Source organism: Bdellovibrio reynosensis (assembly GCF_022814725.1).
In the GTDB taxonomy this organism is placed as follows: Bacteria; Bdellovibrionota; Bdellovibrionia; order Bdellovibrionales; family Bdellovibrionaceae; genus Bdellovibrio; species Bdellovibrio reynosensis.
On the sequence record NZ_CP093442.1, the window covers coordinates 200,722 to 217,739 of the forward strand.

Below are 17,018 nucleotides of genomic sequence, written 5' to 3' on the forward strand. Positions count from 1 at the left end.
AAATCTAAAAAAAAAGAAAAGGCTCCTCAAGGAGCCTTTTTATTATCTGCAAGTCTCAATAACCTTTTCCTCGGTTTTAATCGGACGCTCTTTTCGGTAATCAGACCACTCATAAGTATATTGAGTGTAGGTCAAAGGAAGTTGCACAGTTTGTCTTTCATAACCAATGCAACGGGGGCGAGTTGAGTCGCTGCGGTTCCATTTCACGCACACATCTTTTTGTGTATACATCGATTTATCTTCATAGTGTGCTGGCACGGTTGTGACCTTACGACCAATGCAGATCTCTTTAGGATATTTTGAATCGGTATAATCCATGCGACGTTCGCGGCAAGTTTCAACCGTGTGTTTGGGAATATAAACGCGGAAAAAATAGTTCACTTTATCTACGCAGATTTGTGCGCTTGTTACGATTCCCGCTTTAGGAACGTAAGGGTTTGAAGTGCGGTTCACGTAACTTTCTTTATAAGCGTGCGCAAACATAGGTAGCGCTAAAACCAGAGCCAATAGTATTTTCATCGTAGTCTCCTTTTTTATACGTTTTGATTTTTATCTAGAATTTTTAGAAGGAGCAATTTTAGAGCAGCGCAAATTTTGCTTTGTAGATTACATCCTCATCAAACATGTACCGTGATGTTCCGCAGACCTGTGTTGATATGCATGGATACATATTGCGCAAACTCAAGTTTTTCCGAAGACTAAAGTCTCAACCATTAACCACTGAGGGTTTAAAATGAAACGAATTTTTATGGCTGTTATTTTGTCTTTAGGTTTTTCCTTTGCGGCGCACGCCTTTGAAGGTGAAGAAGCTTTCTTGTTCGGGCAAGTGCAACAACAAGAAGTGAATTATTCTTCTGCTGAAGCAGAGCCAGTTGACATGGAGATCAACGCTTCATCACGCTACTGCTGTATCAGAAGTCACGGCGGCGGATACTGTGACATGGGTGAATATAAAAGACTGAGTGCTCCTTGCAAATGTTACGTTGGTAACAATGTGTCTTACGGTCACGTCTGTCGGTAACATAATTTCACTAAAAGGTCCCTTCACTGGGACCTTTTTTATTGCAGACCTTGCACATACCCGTACCCAATTGAAACAGCGAAAAAGCACTGTTAACTAATTTTTAAACACAGTAAAAATCATACGCACTCAAAACAACTAGGTTCCATAATAACGTGGTCTTTCCTTTGCAATCATATCCTTCAATAAAATAAAAAATTAGATCTGCTTTTCGTTTTCGTATGTTTCTGTAACAGCAAAGATCTACAACTTGAAGGGGATGCGTATGTTTAACCGAAGTTTAGCGATGGCGGCGTTCTTAGGGGTTTCTTACTATGCCGGGTATAAATTAGGACATAGCTATACTGAATCTCAAACTGAGATGGCTTCGTTATCCATTATAGAGATCAAATCAGCTGCCAAAACTGATACTATTTTCGATTCAGTTTTTTATTATAAAGCTACAAACTATGGTGATAAGTACGATATCCATGCTTTCAAAGTAAATGAGGTTTTTAGGAACGATCAAGCCAGCTACTTAAAAGCTGCTGATCTTTATAAAGCCTCTTTCGGCGGAAGCGTGATGGGTCTTCCAGCCGCAAAAAGCTATAATGACTCTTTAGCTTTGGCCCGTAATCATGGTTCTAGTCTTTCATTATCGCAAAAGCTTGCTTACCTTTCTTTTATGGGTTCACGCCTTTCTGAAGGTTATAGCTCAGAAACAAAAAACGAAGATAACATGCAAAAGGTTTTTGCTAATGCCATAGCAAAACAAAAAGAGGGCGGTATCTGCGGCGATATTCATCGCTATCTTTCTGATCACGCTAAAGCATTGGGATTCCAGGATGTGGGTATGCACACGGGGATCTGGCAAAAAGATAAAAAGGGTAAAAACGGTGATGGCCACATGGTTTATCACTTTAGAGATCCGCATTCAGGCGTTTATTTTATTCAAAACTATTCTCAGTTAGTAAATACCGGCGTTAAGACCGTTCAAGAAGCAGTGGATGTATCCACTAGAATCCTGGGGCCAATCTCAGGGGTTTCCCATGTTGAGTCTTCTGCCAAAGCAAATAAATATCACGCCTACTTACCTAAAACTTCGCGTTGGGTGCAAGATAACTTAAAAGGTTTTGCCGAGATTAAAGAAAACGATCCCATCGTGAAACTAAAAGTAAGTAACGAAGGAACGACAGCGGGCCTGCAATTCACGAAAGATTTTGGTGGAACCCAAGCCCGTGGTTTTATCATGCATTCGGATTTTGACACCCAAGACGGTCGTTTTGAAATGAACGCGGTCGGTGTAGCAATGCAAAATCAAGTTTCTAAAGAAGTGGTGAATTCAATCCTCGACGAATATGGAAGCATGAGTAACTTTTATGCTGGTTTCATGCAGATTAAAGCGCCAAGTTTTGATGCGCATATGAATTCTGAAACTAAAACGCGCCATACGGTGGTTTCAGGTACGAAAGCTAAGGGTTACGCTCGTATCAATAAAACTACAGGTCGCATTGAGGTAGAAACCTTCATTAATGATCTGGGGGTTGAAGATAAGGCCACTTCGATTGATATCCGTCCTAGAGTCGGTGTTAATCAAAAAATTAATGAAAAAGGTTTAAGCGTTGACGGTGAAAGAGAATTTGAAGTGACTCGTAATAGTCAAAAATCTAGATCCACCGTTTTAGAAACCCACTATGACCGTATCAGTGTGATTTATGATACGACTCAGTCATCAAACGCCAAGGCGTTCTTGGTGATAAATTCAGAGTACTATATTTTTGAAGGTGTCGAAGCGTACGCCGCTTCCGCAGTTCGCCAACTTGTAAAGGCAAGCTTTCCGGCAGCGCAGTTTGGAACGATCTCGTTTGCTGTTGATGCAAGCCAAATTGTTAGCAACCGTTCTAAGGATGCTTACTATGACAATGCATTAGCAGTGAGTTTCAGATTAGGAATTGAAAAGGCCGTGAATAAGTATGTCACAGTCGGTGCGGGAGTTGAGTACAACAAGAACCGTCCATACTGGGCATTTGATTCTGATAAAACTCCTGAGATCAACAAAGTAAAAGGTTTTGGGGGAGTGATCTGGATTTCAGCTAAAATCTAAAACTAAAGAGGCTCCGACAAGGAGCCTTTTTTATGCAGTTAAAGAACTGTGTATTTATAACTTTAGTGCGTATCAAGTATTAATATTTTTTTGTATTTATCCCGTGATCTAAATCATCTTTTCTTAAGTAACACTTTTTCAATGTAATGAAATAGAGAGTACCTTTGCCGAAAATAAAGGAGTCTATTTCATGAGCCACAAAAAACTTTGGACGATATTCGCAATTGTCGTCATAGCCTCATTTGCAGTGTTAGGTTATTACGGGCGGGAGATTTATCGGGAGGCTCCGCCAATTCCTCAACAAGTAATCACTACTGACGGGACGGTTTTATTTACCGGTCAACATATCAAAGACGGTATGAACGTGTGGCAGTCAACAGGGGGGCAAGAGTTAGGTTCTATTTGGGGCCACGGCGCCTATGTCGCACCAGACTGGAGCGCTGATTGGCTTCACAGAGAAGCTGTGTTCATCGCCAATCGTTTGGCAGAAACTGATTTCAGTAAAAAATATGACCAGCTTGATGAAGCACAAAAAGCCTCAGTTAGATCAAAACTGCAAAATGAAATGCGTAAAAACAGTTATGATTCTGCAACTGGCACTTTAACTGTGAGTCCATTAAGAGCGGAAGCCATCGCAGATAATAGCAAACACTATCGTGATTTATTTATGGACGGCGAAGCCATGGCCCAATTGCGGGACGACTATGCCATTCCTAAAAATGCGATCAAAGATCCTGAGCGTATGGCCTGGATGAATTCCTTTTTCTTTTGGACTTCTTGGGCTTGCGTAACCCACAGACCTGGCAGCGATATCACTTACACGAATAACTGGCCACCAGATAAACTTGTTGGTAACGAACCCACTGGTTCTCTTATTTTGTGGACTGGTTTTAGCGTCATTATTTTGTTAGCGGGTATTGCGCTACTAGCGTTTTATTATGCCGTTAATCACGGTGATGAAATCGATGAAAATCTTCCTAAGCTCGATCCCCTTTTAGGTTTAAAACCAACTCCTTCCATGGCGGCGACCTTAAAGTATTTCTGGGTGGTGTGCGCATTGATGGTGGTGCAAGTTATTCTTGGTGCGGTCACAGCCCATTATGGCGTTGAAGGCAGTGCCTTTTATGGATTTCCGTTAGCTGATTTTCTTCCTTATTCAGTGACAAGAACTTGGCACGTGCAAATTGGTATTTTCTGGATTGCGACTTCATGGTTAGCAACGGGTCTGTTTATTGCTCCTGCGGTTTCTGGATATGAACCCAAATTTCAAGCCGCCGGTGTGCACTTTTTATTTATTTGCTTACTTATCATCGTGGTCGGTTCATTAGCTGGTCAGTGGATGGGAGTCATGCAGAAACTGGGGTTAGAAGAAAACTTCTGGTTTGGTCACCAAGGTTATGAGTACGTAGATCTTGGTCGCTTTTGGCAGGCGTTTTTATTGATTGGTTTATTCTTATGGTTGTTCCTAATGTCTAGAGCCATTTGGCCTGCATTTAAACAGCAAAAAGAAAATCGTCATCTATTAACCATGTTCATGATTGCTTCTGCCGCCATTGCCTTATTTTACGTCGCAGGCTTCATGTGGGGCCGCCATACAAATTTAGCCATCGCCGAATACTGGCGCTGGTGGGTCGTGCATTTGTGGGTCGAAGGATTCTTTGAAGTCTTTGCGACAGTGGTGATTGCTTTCCTATTCACGCGCATGGGACTGATTAATACGAAAGTTGCAACTTTAAGTGTGCTGTTTTCAACCATCGTCTTCTTAGCAGGTGGTATCTTAGGGACTTTCCATCATCTTTATTTCACTGGAACACCAACAGCGGTTTTAGCGATCGGTGCTAGCTTCAGTGCTCTAGAGGTCGTGCCATTAGTCCTATTAGGATTTGAAGGCTATAGCCACTTTAAAGTCAGTAGGGCAGCACAGTGGTTACAAGCTTATAAGTGGCCAATATACTTTTTTATTTCCGTCGCTTTCTGGAATTTAGTGGGCGCGGGGATTTTTGGGTTCTTAATCAATCCACCGATTGCGCTTTATTATATGCAAGGTCTTAATACAACTCCAGTGCATGGCCATACTGCTTTATTTGGTGTGTACGGGATGCTGGGGATTGGCTTAATGCTGTTTGTTCTAAAGGGGCTAGCATCTCGCAATGTCTGGAAAGATGGTGTAATTAAATTTGCCTTCTGGTCCATCAACATTGGTTTAGCTTTGATGGTTCTAATCAGTGTTCTGCCAATTGGCTTTTTACAAACCCTAGCCAGCGTAGAGCATGGCTTCTGGTATGCGCGATCTGCAGAGTTCATGCAGCAACCAGGCATGGATACTTTGCGCTGGTTGCGAGTCATTGGCGACACGATCTTTACCATCGGTATCTTAGCTTTAGGATGGTTTGTAATCGGTCTTAAGGCGGGCTTTTCTGTTAAGAGCACCGTAGATCTATCTGAAGATACAATGAGCAAAAGATAAGGTTTCTTGATCCAGGTCAAGGAATCACTTTCAGGGATGGGCTACTTTAAACCTAAAGGAGCACCATCCCAATGAAAGAAGTAATTATCGAAGCTCAGTCAATCCCACCTCAACATCGTCATGCTTACATCTTTGAGGCTTTCGACAATTTGGAAGCAGGGGAAAGTGTGGTGATCGTTAATACCCATGATCCTGTTCCACTTTTAAAACAATTCGAACAAAACAGAGCAAATCAATTTGCCCATGAGTATCAAGCAAAAGGTCCTGACCTTTGGAAATTGAAACTCACGAAAAATAAGAAAGAAGGTTGTTGCGGATATTGTGGCTAAAAACAAATAAAACATAAAGAAGCGATAGCAAGGTTCCGGGTGCAAAGAATAGTGCCCTTCGTGCCTGGAGCCGTCTTGAGGAGCTTAAAAATGAAAAACGCCGTTGATGCCTATAGATTGTTTTTTCCTGCCGGCTGGCTCATGGCTTTCTGGGGAGTTTTCCTGTGGATACTTTTTCCCTGGAAGTTAGTTAGTTACCCAGGTCTTAATCACCCCGAAATCATGATGGGTGGATTCTTTCTTTGTTTTGTCAGTGGTTTTTTAATGACTGCTGTGCCAAGATTCACAGCAACTTTCGGTCCTTCTGAAAACGATCAAAAATTTTCCTTGGCGCTGATTGCGCTTTTATTTGTTTCCCTGCTTTTACCAGGGAAGAAGCCATTCTATTTCGCAATTATCTTAAATTTTATTTTTCTGATTTATTTTTGTGCTAAACGTTTTTTAGTCAGAAAAAATGATCCTCCAGAACCTTTTATCTTTGTCGGCGTCGGACTTTTCACTGGAATCGTCGGGGCCCTGATATTATTTGCAGCCGAATTTACTGAGCTGAATTTTCAAATTTATTCTTTAGGAAAAATATTTTTTCTGCAAACTTATATTTTGTGTTTAGTATTAGGCGTAGGTTCAAGATTAGTTCCCGCTCTTTTAGGATGGGCTCCATTGCCAACTGAACAAAAACAGAGCTCAGCTAAAAATAGAAAAATGTTCCTGTATTTGGCTCTTTTATTCCTATTAACTTACGTTTGTGAAACATTGGTGAATGCGCCCCTGGCGCTGGCCCTGCGCGCTGTTTTGATTACTTTCATAACTATGAAGTTCTGGAAGCTTTATAAGCCACCGCAAAGAAAAGCTGTGCAAACTTGGGGACTATGGCTTTCAGCTTGGTCCGTCGTTGTAGGAGCGTGGGGATTAGTGGTGGTGCCGCAAATGCGCATTCACTGGTTACATATCATTTATATCTCTGGACTGGGCTTAATGACTTTTATGATCGCAGTCCGGGTCGTGCTGTCACACGGGGGGCATGACATGGCCATAGAAAAGAAATCAAAGATTCTAGCTGTGGGGGCGTTTTTATTATTCCTCGCTGGATTAACAAGATTTTCAGCCGGAATTGGTCCCCACATTTATCAATCACATTTATTATACGCAGCAGTCACTTGGATATTTGGACTGCTGCTTTGGGGGGGGATCTTTATTCCAAAAATGTTTTTTATAACTGAAAAGAAAAACTAAAGAACTTGGATCTGCTTATGATTCATCTTGATTTGGCCTTCCTCTTCAAGCTCATGCAAAGCGCGAGAAAAGGTTTCTGGGCGAAGCCCCAGCATCAAGGCCACATCATGTTTTTTACCTTCAAGATGAATGATGGCTTGTTGTTGCTCTTCTTTAAGACGACAAATATGCATCCATACTCGTTCCTTAGCAGAAGGAGTGTTGATGTTTTCAATGACGACATTTAAGTTATTCAGCCAGCGGATTAAAGATCCTACCACGGATTGATAAAGAGCGGCGTTGGATTTTAAAATTTCTTGAAAGCTTCTTTTTGGAAGAACAAAAACTTCGGTATTTTCATTAGCTACGAAAGTATCCGAATTTTTTTCTTGGCCAAGTATACTGCCTTCACCAAAGGTTTTGCCGGCGCCTAAAACCTGCAAGACGATTTCTTTTCCTCCAGCTGAAATCTTTGAAACTTTCACAGATCCTTTAATGATTAAATAGATCCCTGTGATTTCTTCGCCGGCTTCAAAGATTAAAGAATTTTTTGGAAAAGACTTTCTATGAATGACTTTTAGTAATTCAGAAATGACCTTTTCTTCAAGCGAAGAACAAATGGGGCAATTAGCGATGTCTTTATCTTTGGTCATTGCAGGATCCTTTCTGCGAGAATAAAAAGACAAGTGTCTTCCTTTTCAATATGAAGCTTTAAAAGCCGCACGTATTCCTGTTCTAACGGAACTAAAAAGTCTTTGTAAAGGTCAGAAGAGGGGTGAGTATATAAAAATTGAATGGCCTGGGAAAGCTCATGGCCCAAGCGGTGTTCTTCCATGGGTATATTAAGCGGATTGTTGTCTTTAAGCCAATGAAAGGTCCCATAGGCATGGGGACGGGGGCCCTTGTTTTGGTAAAAGTCTTTTAAAACCTTTTTTGCCCCATCATAAATCTGTAAATCTAATTCAAGTCCCCGAAAATACATACAACGAGGGCCCCCTTGGTTTAATAAGGGATGCCCTGCAAGCTTTGGGAATAGAAGTTTTTCTTCTTTAGGATGATGGATTTCTTCAACGTATTTTATAACAGCTAGAATATCATTTTTTTCAATAAGACATAAAATGGCGCGATGTTCTTCGCGAAGTTCATTAATTACTTCGAGCATAAAGGATCTCCATTTCTTTTAAAGTGCTGATGAATAGCTTTTGATAATCGACCTTCATCTCTTTTGTTTTAAAGAAAGGGTTCATAATGCAAAGGCGAATTAGAACTAGCTCATCACTGTCGACTTGGCCTTCCCAAGAATTGACAAAGTCATTTATATAAAGTTCATAGCTTTTTTTATTAATTTTAGTTTTAGATACGAAAAAAACCTGATCTTTATTTTCATGAAAATTCTTAAAGGCTTCAAGGGTGCGTGCATTGCTTTTGCTTAAGGTCTCTCCAGGCGCTGCTAAACAAAAGCCGATCAGATTTGTATCTGTAGACGGAGCGACCCGTAAGTGGCGTACTTCTTCTTTGAGGCTTTTTTCAAATTCCGATTTAAGCTGGATCGTGCGAGCAATGATTTTTCCATAGCCCTCTTGCGATAAACCAATGCAATTCGCGGTCATCCAAGTTGCCACAGCCCCAGTGGCACTGCGCGAACCTTCTAAAGTAAAGGGCCCCTTGTCAGTATGGGCTTGTTGCGCTTTAAAATCCACATAAGGCGCACCAAAAGGATTTTGGAAGTAGTCCCTGGGATTGGAAGTTAAAAATGCGCCGGATGAATAGGGGACATACCCAAGTTTATGGGGATCAATCGTTAGCGAAGTTGTTGTTGCGACAGCAGAAAGCGCCTTAAGGCTTTCAGTTGAAAGGGCATTGCTAACAGTAATATCTTGTCCTAGTAGGGAACAAAAAAAACCACCATAAGCAGCATCAATGTGATGCCAGATGTGCCAGCCCTTAGACGCACGGTAAGAATCTAAAACTTCTTGCACCTTATGAATTGGATCGATCATACCAAGTTCGGTAGTTCCTAGAACTGAAACTGCCATTAAAATCGGGCGGTCTTCCTGCTCCGCTTTCAAGATTTGGTTCGCTAAATCTTTCACATCCATACGGCCTTCGTTATCAAGACGTACAGACCAAAATGATTCAGCACCTAAGCCAAATACGTTAGCCGCTTTCACCCATGAATAGTGTTTATGTTCAGGAACTAAGAGCACGGGTCCTAAGAAGGCGTTATGAGTGTGTTTAAAAATACGCTGAGAGACCTCAAAAGGATTACCCTCTAAAGGATTAAACTTCAGTGCTTCTTCACGGCAGACTTTCGAATTATCATACTGATGCCAGCCCATTACTGAACTTGAAAAGGCCGAGGTAATTCCCGACGCAAGGCCCGCACTAAGCCACGAATAACAGCGGCTGCGGGCTCTGTAAACGGCTTCGAAGTTGGCAATAGTGCCGCCGGAAGTAAAATGCCCAGAGCCTTGTGGATAACCGATCATTTTACTAAGCGCCTGAATGGCTTCATCCTCAATAAAAACTCCAACCTTTGATGATTCACCAGAGATATTATTAGGATTATGCAGCAGTGTCAGGATATGGCCAAACAAAGCCGGTAAAGACATTTCTGAGAACATATGCCCAATATAGCGAGGCGAGAACTTTGGTATTTCGGCTTCAAAACGGGTTGTAAGATATTTTAAAGTCTCTTCCGTATTTTTTCTGCGGGAAAGATATTCAGCACTCTGCATGTCGTCCCGAGAAATGGCCCAGCCATCTTTAGGAAAAGAGTTCTGGCGCCACTCAAACCATGATTTTAAAAGCTGGGATATTTGCTCAGCAACCCATTCACGGTTTTCCGCCTGGGGCCCAAGGAAAAGTCCTTTCAGCGCGGCTTCAGCTGTTGAGCATTTTATGGGGTTCATACCGCAGCTCCGGTAATGGCTCGCGAAGTTTTGCGCGAACTTTTTTCTATTCTTATTTCTTCTAACTTAGCCCGGTCTAACACCTCAATGTGTTTATCTTCGGTGCGAATGTAACCTTTTTTAGTCCACGCACTGATCAAGCGAATCACAGTTTCTGCCTGGGAGCCGATTTTTCTAGCGATGTCATAACGAGTGGTTGGAATCATCAAGCGCATTCCGTTTTCTTTAGGCTGACGATCTAAAGTTCTTAAAATAAAATCAGCAAGCTTTTGCGGAGCTAGGGACTTCACCATACAGCGATCATTCTGAAATTCGAAAAAGCGCGATGAAATTTGTTGATGCACGATTTGACGAAGCTGGGTGTTAAACATGAATTTTTCATTAAAGAAGCGCAGCGGCCATTCGATAACCGCACTTTCTTCATTGGCGATGGCCGACGCAGGGTAGATCGCATTTTTTAAACTTGCCATTGCGATTCCTAAAAAGTCGCCGCGACTTAGAAATGAAAAAATCACTGGTTCTTGTTCAGAGGGTGTTTGTTGAATTTTAAATGACCCATATAAAACCAAATAGACGGATTCGATCTTGCCGCCTTCTTTAAAAAGGGAACGGTTGTGACTTAGATGAGTGATTTTTGCCTGGGTGGCAATGGACTTTAGCTCCACTTCACTTAAATTTTTAAAGAACTCAAAACACTGCAATTTGTGATAAATCGATGTATCGCTCATAAGACCCTCTGGACTTTATTTTGGCCTTAAAGGGGGACTAACAATATGATCTGGATCACTTTTGTGTGTTTTTTCTGGGGAAAAATACGAATTTCTCAAATTTAGAAAGAAGAGGCCACCCTGTATTGCAATATACGGGTGGCCTTGCGCTTTTCTAGACCAAAAGCGCTTTAGGGGCCGCGTAGATTTAAAGCTGCGCGGATGGGATGCTTCGGTGAAGAAGCCATTTTGTGATAAAAGCGCTGTGCGGCCTCTTTGCGGCGGGCAGCGCTGAAGTTAGAAATTCGTTTAAGATAACCAATCACTCTAGTGGCGTGGTCAACATCCTCACTGCCACACTTGCTGCAAAGGTGCAGGGTGCGCTTGTCGATGTGTTCACACTCATTGCAGATAGTGATTTTAATGTTCACGCACCAGTAATTACATCCTGAAAGGGCGGCGGCCTTAATTAATTTATAAAATCCATCGCCAGTCAGTTTTTCTTCTAGATTTAAATGCAAGGCCGAACCACCATCTAAATACTGCATCATCTCATGCCCATGCATTTCCATTTTATCTAAAGCATTGCAGCTATCGTCTTCAACCACATAGAAATACGAATTATAACAGTCCCGCGGGACTTTAAACCCATCGCGACGATCCCATTCGGCATTCTTTACGCCTAGGTTTTCTGCCGGAACAAATTCAGTATTAAACATGTAACCAAAGGTTTTTCGTGCTGCTTTATTAGCATCATAGATCACCTTTAGTTTTTCTTTTACAAAGCTCTTATAGGGACCATCATTGCGCACTTTGATGCCACTTGCTTCTGCGGCTTCGGCCATGCCGTTAATCCCGATGGTTAAAAACTGTTTATCTAAAGAGATAAACCCGGCAGAGTAAGCGGTTAATAACCCAGCTGCAAAATATTCTTCCATCAAACGACGGTATGCCACTTGATATTTTTGCACCTTTTCAACAGTGGCTTGTAAGTCGATATTTTTCTGCAGCAGGCGATTCATGTTAATAGTGATGACATTAATTGAGCCTGTTGCCACGCCACCAGCTCCAAGGGAATAACTAAAGGTATTATCAGAGATTTCATTTCTTAAGCGACAGCAGCTTGCAAGGCTATCTGCTGACGCACTCATGTACATAAAAAAGCTGCTTCCCTGACTTAGTTCCCTAGCGCACATGATGGCAAAATTAGAATCTTTGGGTGCGCCGTTTTCTGTAAGCATCGCGGCTGTGACCACCGGGAAGGTAAGAATGGCTTTTTTGCGTTCACTGTTAAACCAAGTCATGAAATGGGCTTGCAGTTTTTCTACACTTTTCCATTCAGGTTTATCGCCATTTGGGAAGACGAAATCACCAAAGAGGGATTCAAAGTAAAACTGATCATAACAAGAGATATTCCAGAAAACAGATTGATATCCTCTGGCCGCCGCCGGTTGATTCAGGGCATACACGACATGCTGTAGGTGATTATTTATAAGTCTACGATGGGTGTTTAAATAATCATCACCGTAATCAAGACGGGCAAAGTGATCAAAGTACATCAGCCACTCTACTGTTGCCACAGCTCCTGCAAACTGCGAAGAAATAGCAAACACCAGATTTACAAAACACCCGCAAAAACTTTCAAGGTGCTTTGGTACATCTGATTCGCCCCCTAGGTCTTTTAAGCCCCTTAGCAGTAACGGATACATCGAAATTGAAGCGCAATAGGGTTTAAGCGAAGTTTCATCGTGAACATAAATTTCATGCTCTTCAATTTGACGATGATATTCTTTTCCTAAATCCTCGCCAAACAGTTCGCTGATTTTATCACCGACCAGAGCGCGGTTGATTTGTATATTTATATCTTTATTAATCTCTGCTTCCAACGTCGCTATATTTTTGTGGGTCACGTTGGCGTTTGCATCAAGCTTTGCGCCATCGGCCGCATTTTTTGCATGTTGATAGTTTTTAATGAAATCTATTTTTTGCTGAATCTGTTCAGCCGTCATACGCACCATCATGGGGTCTCCTTTATGATTTCTTGTTGTTGAAATAAATGATTTAGTTTTAAAGCGTTTTTTACGTCCCAAAAAATTTGATTCGTTGTCTGGGATGATAAGCCCCCTAAGCGGGCTACCCAGGGGCCACATTTTAAAAAGTCCAAATGGGATTTTAACTCGGGTGAAACATCGTTAAGGCCTGTATAAAGAGCCGTCTTTAAGCCCCGCGCTGAAGCTTTACTTAAAAGCTGTACTAGTTTTTGCGGGTGCCATTCGCCACCTAAAAAAACTACGCAGGTGATTTTTTGACTGTATCTATCTAAAAGACTTTCAAACAAATCTTCCGATAAAGCATAGCCATTATTTTCTGGCCAAAGTTCCGGCGAATGGCAGCCTGGACAGCGCAAAGAACAGCCGCAAACATAGAAACCCAAGCTTATGTGATTTGGTACTTCCTGAAACAAGATGTCGTACTTGTAGATGTTCATATCTGTTGTTCCTTAAATAAAACAATAACGTCGCAAACTGGGAAAGCACTGCGGATTGAAGAAAATCCTGATCTGGCTCACTAGATATAGCGCCAACAGCTAACTATACGGATTTAAATCCAGGATCGGGTAAGGAAACATTTATTTTGCGAATGATGATCGCCGTCATGTTCTAAGAATTGGAACTTTACGATACTAGGATCAAGTGATCTTAACGATCGCCTGGGCGGGGCAAGTTTCAAGAACTTTCTGACACAGGTTTTTTTCTAGATCAGTCTTAGGCTGATTATGAACATAGGCATAAGTATGAACGGGATGACTTTTAAAAACTTTGGGCAATTCTTTCCAGCAGTAAGCGCAGCTCAGGCAGCGCTCTTTTTGCACTTCAAATTGGTCTTGAATTTTTTGCATTGCTTGAGTCATTTTAGTGCCCCTGTTCTTTCTACTTTCATTCTAACAATATTTCGCAGACTGACTTTGATTTGGATCAATTATTTTCCAATTCAAGAGCGTAGGATTGATCGTGTAAGGGAACAAAAAATAAGTTGTTTAATTAAGGGAATTTTAAAAAACTTTGAAGCTTTAGCAGAAAATTAAAATAATAAAATCTGTAAAGCTGACAACGAGAGGAAGACGAACATGAAACACAGTAAACTTTATTGTTTCATTTTAGCAGGCGCATTGGGTGCTGCGGGATGTACAGGGAAAAACGATGAAGGCGGCGGACGTGACCAAGCTTGGAAGGCTACTTCAGTTGCGATTGCTGACGATAACGAAAACTTAGATAAACTTCCGGTTGAGGAATTTAAACAAGTACCTCCACCACAGGTTCCACCGCCTATCACCAGGAAGGCCCCAGCTCGCGTTAAAATTAATTTAGAAGTGCGCGAGTATGTTGGCAAAATCGCTGACGGTGTAGAATACACTTTCTGGTCATTCGGTGGCACAGTGCCAGGCCCAATGATTCGTATTCGTGAAGGGGACTATGTTGACTTCACCTTATCAAATCACCCCGATAGCAAACTTCCTCACAACATTGACTTGCATGCGGTGACTGGTGCAGGTGGTGGTGCTGAAGGATCTTTCACTGCGCCGGGGCATTCATCGACTTTTTCTTTTAGAGCACTAAATCCAGGTCTTTATATTTATCACTGCGCGACAGCTCCAGTAGGTATGCATATCGCAAACGGAATGTATGGTCTGATCTTTGTTGAACCTAAAGAAGGTTTACCAAAAGTGGATAAAGAGTTCTATGTCGTACAAGGGGACTTTTATACTAAAGGTAAGTTCGGTGAACGCGGGCTTCAAGCCTTTGACATGGAAAAAGCAATCAAAGAACAACCTGACTATGTCGTCTTCAATGGCGCTGTAGGTGCTTTGACTGATAAAGGTAAACTAGAGGCCAAATTAGGTGAATCTGTCCGTATCTTCTTTGGTAACGGCGGACCTAATCTATCTTCTTCTTTCCACTTAATCGGGGAAATCTTTGATAACGTTTTCCAAGAGGGTGGAACTAAGGTTACTCAAAAGAACGTTCAAACTACTATGGTTCCTGCTGGTGGATCGGCGATTGTTGAATTCCGCATGGATACTCCTGGAAACTTCATCCTTGTGGATCACGCGATCTTCCGCGCCTTCAATAAAGGGGCACTGGGTATGTTAACTGTGCCAGGGGAACACAATACTAAGATTTACACTGGTAAAACTAAGGACGCTGTTTACCTTCCTGAAGGTCAAAACATCGTACCTATCGCCCAAGAACAAAAGATCGACCCACCTGCCGGAGATTCCTTGGAAGCTCGTATGAAAGCAGGGGAGATCGTATATAAACAAAACTGCTTAGCGTGCCACCAAGCAAACGGTGAAGGCGTACCAAATGCATTCCCACCAGTTGCGAAATCAGATTTCTTAATGGCTGATAAAGGACGCGCGATCAAGGTTGTTGCAAATGGTCTTCAAGGTCAAATTACTGTTAACGGCAAAACTTATAACAGCGTGATGCCAGCGTTGGGACTTTCTGATGACGACATCGCTAACGTTGTAACTTATGTAAGAAACAGTTTTGGTAATAAAGGTGACCTGGTCACTTTAGATCAGGTGAAAAAGTTTAAAAAATGATTCAACTCATCCTGTTCGTGATCTTAAAACTAGCGTTTGCCCAACAAACGCTAGTTCCCGGCGGAAACTTTGAGCCTCTTTTTCAGGATAAAGGGGAAGAGGCGGTTTCAATCCCTGCACTTCAAGTGGATAAATATCCCGTCACTAACGATCAGTTCTTAAAATTTTTAAAGAAAAATCCGAACTGGCAAAAATCGCAAGTGACTCCCGTTGTTGCTGATTCAAACTATCTAAAAAAATGGACTGCGGACTTAGCTTTTCCTCCAGGAATTGCAAAATACCCGGTGGTGCATGTTTCATGGTTTGCTGCAAGAGCCTACTGCAAAAGCCAAGGGGGTCGGCTTCCAACGATCCTAGAGTGGGAATACTTCAGTGATTCACAAAATCCTGCGCATGAAGCAGAGACGTTAAAGTGGTACGCTAAAGGCCAGGAACAGATGAGAGTGGTTGGGAAATCTAAACCCAACAAATATGGTCTGCACGATACAAGCGGACTTATTTGGGAATGGGTTGATGACTTTTCCAGCGCTATTATGTCCAGTGATTCCCGCGAAGGCACAAAACGCGATATGTTTTGCGGTGGTGCCTCGGTCGGTTCAAAAAATCCAAAACTCTATGCGGCTTTTATGCGCTATGCTTTACGCTCTAGCCTGAAAGCAAATTACAATACATCTTCATTAGGATTTCGCTGTGTGAAAGATGTAAAGGAGACTCAATGAAAAAGGTGATTTTACTTATGATGTATATCTCGTTGCCTTTATGGGCCCATGAAGAGCACCAACATCATCATCAAGACCATGATGAGATGGAAAGCGCAAAAGCGCAAACTGGTATGTCCTTATATCAATTCGATAGTAAGTGGATTGATAAGAACGGCAAAGAATTTGAACTTAAAAGCTTAAAAGGGGAGCCGCGCATTGTCTCCATGCTTTACACTCGCTGCTTGACAGCCTGTCCGTTACTTGTAAACGAAGTATCGGAAGTTATTAAAAAACTGCCTGAGGCTAAGAAGAATATCTCTGTAACTCTATTTTCTTTTGATTCAGAAAAAGAAACGCCAGAGACCATGAAGGATTTTTTAAAGAAAAGAAATTTGCCTGAAAATTGGCAAGTGTTTAAGTCTGACAGTTCGACCGTTGCAGAGCTGGCTGCGGCTTTAGGTGTTCGTTACAAGAAGCTTAAAAGCGGCGAATACATACACTCAAACGCTATTTACTTGCTAAACGAAAAAGGCGAAGTGATTGCGCAAAAAGAAGGGCTTAATACTTCCAACGCGGAATTTGTAAAAGCTATTACGAAAACTAGGTAAGCCCTAATTTTCGTCCGCTCTTTGCGGTCTTAAATCTTCAACCTTCACGTGGTTCTTACGCGGAGCCCGTGGAGTTTTTCTTTTACTCTCATAAAGATCATCGCCCAAATTCAATCCAAAAACTCTTTGATCTAGTTCCTTGATTTTTTCGTACAATTCTACAGCATTATCTTTAAATGCGATTATCTTCTTAATCATCAAGACTCCTTAAGCATTGAGGCTTTATTCTATGAGATGAAACTCATGATTTTCGGGAATTTATTGGGGTTTTTAATGAATTCTAGACGCAAGCATGTGTCCGTGGCGTCCTTTGCGAGTGAACTTCAGATTGCCCGCTGGACTGTAATCACCTAGAATCAAATCTTTCGAGGT

The 17,018-nt window shown here is 41.8% G+C and carries 17 protein-coding genes; 8 read left to right on the forward strand and 9 right to left on the reverse strand.

Annotated elements, in window-relative coordinates:
• Positions 1–42: 42 nt before the first annotated feature.
• Positions 43–519: a hypothetical protein gene (locus MNR06_RS00950; RefSeq protein WP_243537960.1), complete on the reverse strand. Its 477-nt coding sequence runs from the start codon at positions 517–519 to the stop codon at positions 43–45.
• Between the two features lie 214 nt (positions 520–733).
• Here MNR06_RS00950 and MNR06_RS00955 point away from each other — a divergent pair, with 214 nt between their 5' ends.
• The 5 genes from MNR06_RS00955 to MNR06_RS00975 all read left to right on the forward strand — a co-directional run bounded on the left by MNR06_RS00955 (position 734) and on the right by MNR06_RS00975 (position 7,133).
• Positions 734–1,021: a hypothetical protein gene (locus MNR06_RS00955; protein WP_243537961.1), complete on the forward strand. Its 288-nt coding sequence runs from the start codon at positions 734–736 to the stop codon at positions 1,019–1,021.
• A 265-nt stretch (positions 1,022–1,286) separates the two neighbouring features.
• Entirely contained in the window at positions 1,287–3,104 is a 1,818-nt protein-coding gene (locus MNR06_RS00960) for a hypothetical protein (RefSeq protein ID WP_243537962.1), read from the forward strand.
• Positions 3,105–3,294: 190 nt separating this feature from the next.
• Positions 3,295–5,571 carry a nitric-oxide reductase large subunit gene (locus tag MNR06_RS00965; protein WP_243537963.1) on the forward strand — a complete coding sequence of 759 codons (2,277 nt, stop codon included), beginning with the start codon at positions 3,295–3,297 and terminating at the stop codon, positions 5,569–5,571.
• Between the two features lie 71 nt (positions 5,572–5,642).
• A complete protein-coding gene (locus MNR06_RS00970) occupies positions 5,643–5,900 on the forward strand; it encodes a DUF2249 domain-containing protein (protein WP_243537964.1) in 258 nt (85 codons plus the stop codon).
• Positions 5,901–5,990: 90 nt separating this feature from the next.
• A complete protein-coding gene (locus MNR06_RS00975) occupies positions 5,991–7,133 on the forward strand; it encodes an NnrS family protein (protein ID WP_243537965.1) in 1,143 nt (380 codons plus the stop codon).
• Here MNR06_RS00975 and MNR06_RS00980 read toward each other — a convergent pair.
• The 7 genes from MNR06_RS00980 to MNR06_RS01010 all read right to left on the reverse strand — a co-directional run bounded on the left by MNR06_RS00980 (position 7,130) and on the right by MNR06_RS01010 (position 13,642).
• A complete protein-coding gene (locus tag MNR06_RS00980) occupies positions 7,130–7,765 on the reverse strand; it encodes a Crp/Fnr family transcriptional regulator (protein ID WP_243537966.1) in 636 nt (211 codons plus the stop codon). The genes MNR06_RS00975 and MNR06_RS00980 overlap by 4 nt on opposite strands.
• Positions 7,762–8,274, reverse strand: coding sequence for a hypothetical protein (locus MNR06_RS00985; protein ID WP_243537967.1), 513 nt, complete (start codon positions 8,272–8,274; stop codon positions 7,762–7,764). The genes MNR06_RS00980 and MNR06_RS00985 overlap by 4 nt, the downstream gene beginning before the upstream one ends.
• Entirely contained in the window at positions 8,258–10,024 is a 1,767-nt protein-coding gene (locus MNR06_RS00990) for a pyridoxal phosphate-dependent decarboxylase family protein (RefSeq protein WP_243537968.1), read from the reverse strand. The genes MNR06_RS00985 and MNR06_RS00990 overlap by 17 nt, the downstream gene beginning before the upstream one ends.
• On the reverse strand, positions 10,021–10,752 hold the full coding sequence (locus MNR06_RS00995) for a Crp/Fnr family transcriptional regulator (RefSeq protein ID WP_243537969.1): 732 nt from the start codon (positions 10,750–10,752) through the stop codon (positions 10,021–10,023). Before MNR06_RS00995 ends, MNR06_RS00990 begins: the two co-directional genes overlap by 4 nt.
• Positions 10,753–10,922: 170 nt before the next feature.
• A complete protein-coding gene (gene nrdD / locus MNR06_RS01000) occupies positions 10,923–12,749 on the reverse strand; it encodes an anaerobic ribonucleoside-triphosphate reductase (RefSeq protein ID WP_407933232.1) in 1,827 nt (608 codons plus the stop codon).
• Positions 12,749–13,219 carry an anaerobic ribonucleoside-triphosphate reductase activating protein gene (nrdG, locus tag MNR06_RS01005; protein ID WP_243537971.1) on the reverse strand — a complete coding sequence of 157 codons (471 nt, stop codon included), beginning with the start codon at positions 13,217–13,219 and terminating at the stop codon, positions 12,749–12,751. The genes nrdD and nrdG overlap by 1 nt, the downstream gene beginning before the upstream one ends.
• Positions 13,220–13,420: 201 nt before the next feature.
• Positions 13,421–13,642, reverse strand: coding sequence for a ferredoxin (locus tag MNR06_RS01010; RefSeq protein ID WP_243537972.1), 222 nt, complete (start codon positions 13,640–13,642; stop codon positions 13,421–13,423).
• Between the two features lie 216 nt (positions 13,643–13,858).
• Between MNR06_RS01010 and nirK the strand changes: the two genes are divergently transcribed.
• From nirK to MNR06_RS01025, 3 genes are read left to right on the forward strand one after another with little or no spacing between them, the layout of a single operon-like run.
• Positions 13,859–15,337 (forward strand): copper-containing nitrite reductase, encoded by a 1,479-nt coding sequence (gene nirK / locus MNR06_RS01015; protein ID WP_243537973.1) that lies wholly within the window; start codon positions 13,859–13,861, stop codon positions 15,335–15,337.
• A complete protein-coding gene (locus MNR06_RS01020) occupies positions 15,334–16,056 on the forward strand; it encodes a formylglycine-generating enzyme family protein (RefSeq protein ID WP_243537974.1) in 723 nt (240 codons plus the stop codon). The genes nirK and MNR06_RS01020 overlap by 4 nt, the downstream gene beginning before the upstream one ends.
• Positions 16,053–16,646, forward strand: coding sequence for an SCO family protein (locus MNR06_RS01025; protein WP_243537975.1), 594 nt, complete (start codon positions 16,053–16,055; stop codon positions 16,644–16,646). Before MNR06_RS01020 ends, MNR06_RS01025 begins: the two co-directional genes overlap by 4 nt.
• A 3-nt stretch (positions 16,647–16,649) precedes the next feature.
• Here MNR06_RS01025 and MNR06_RS01030 read toward each other — a convergent pair whose 3' ends face one another.
• The gene (locus tag MNR06_RS01030; protein ID WP_243537976.1) at positions 16,650–16,844 is read right to left on the reverse strand and encodes a hypothetical protein; all 195 of its coding nucleotides are present in this window, start codon (positions 16,842–16,844) and stop codon (positions 16,650–16,652) included.
• Between the last annotated feature and the right edge of the window lie 174 nt (positions 16,845–17,018).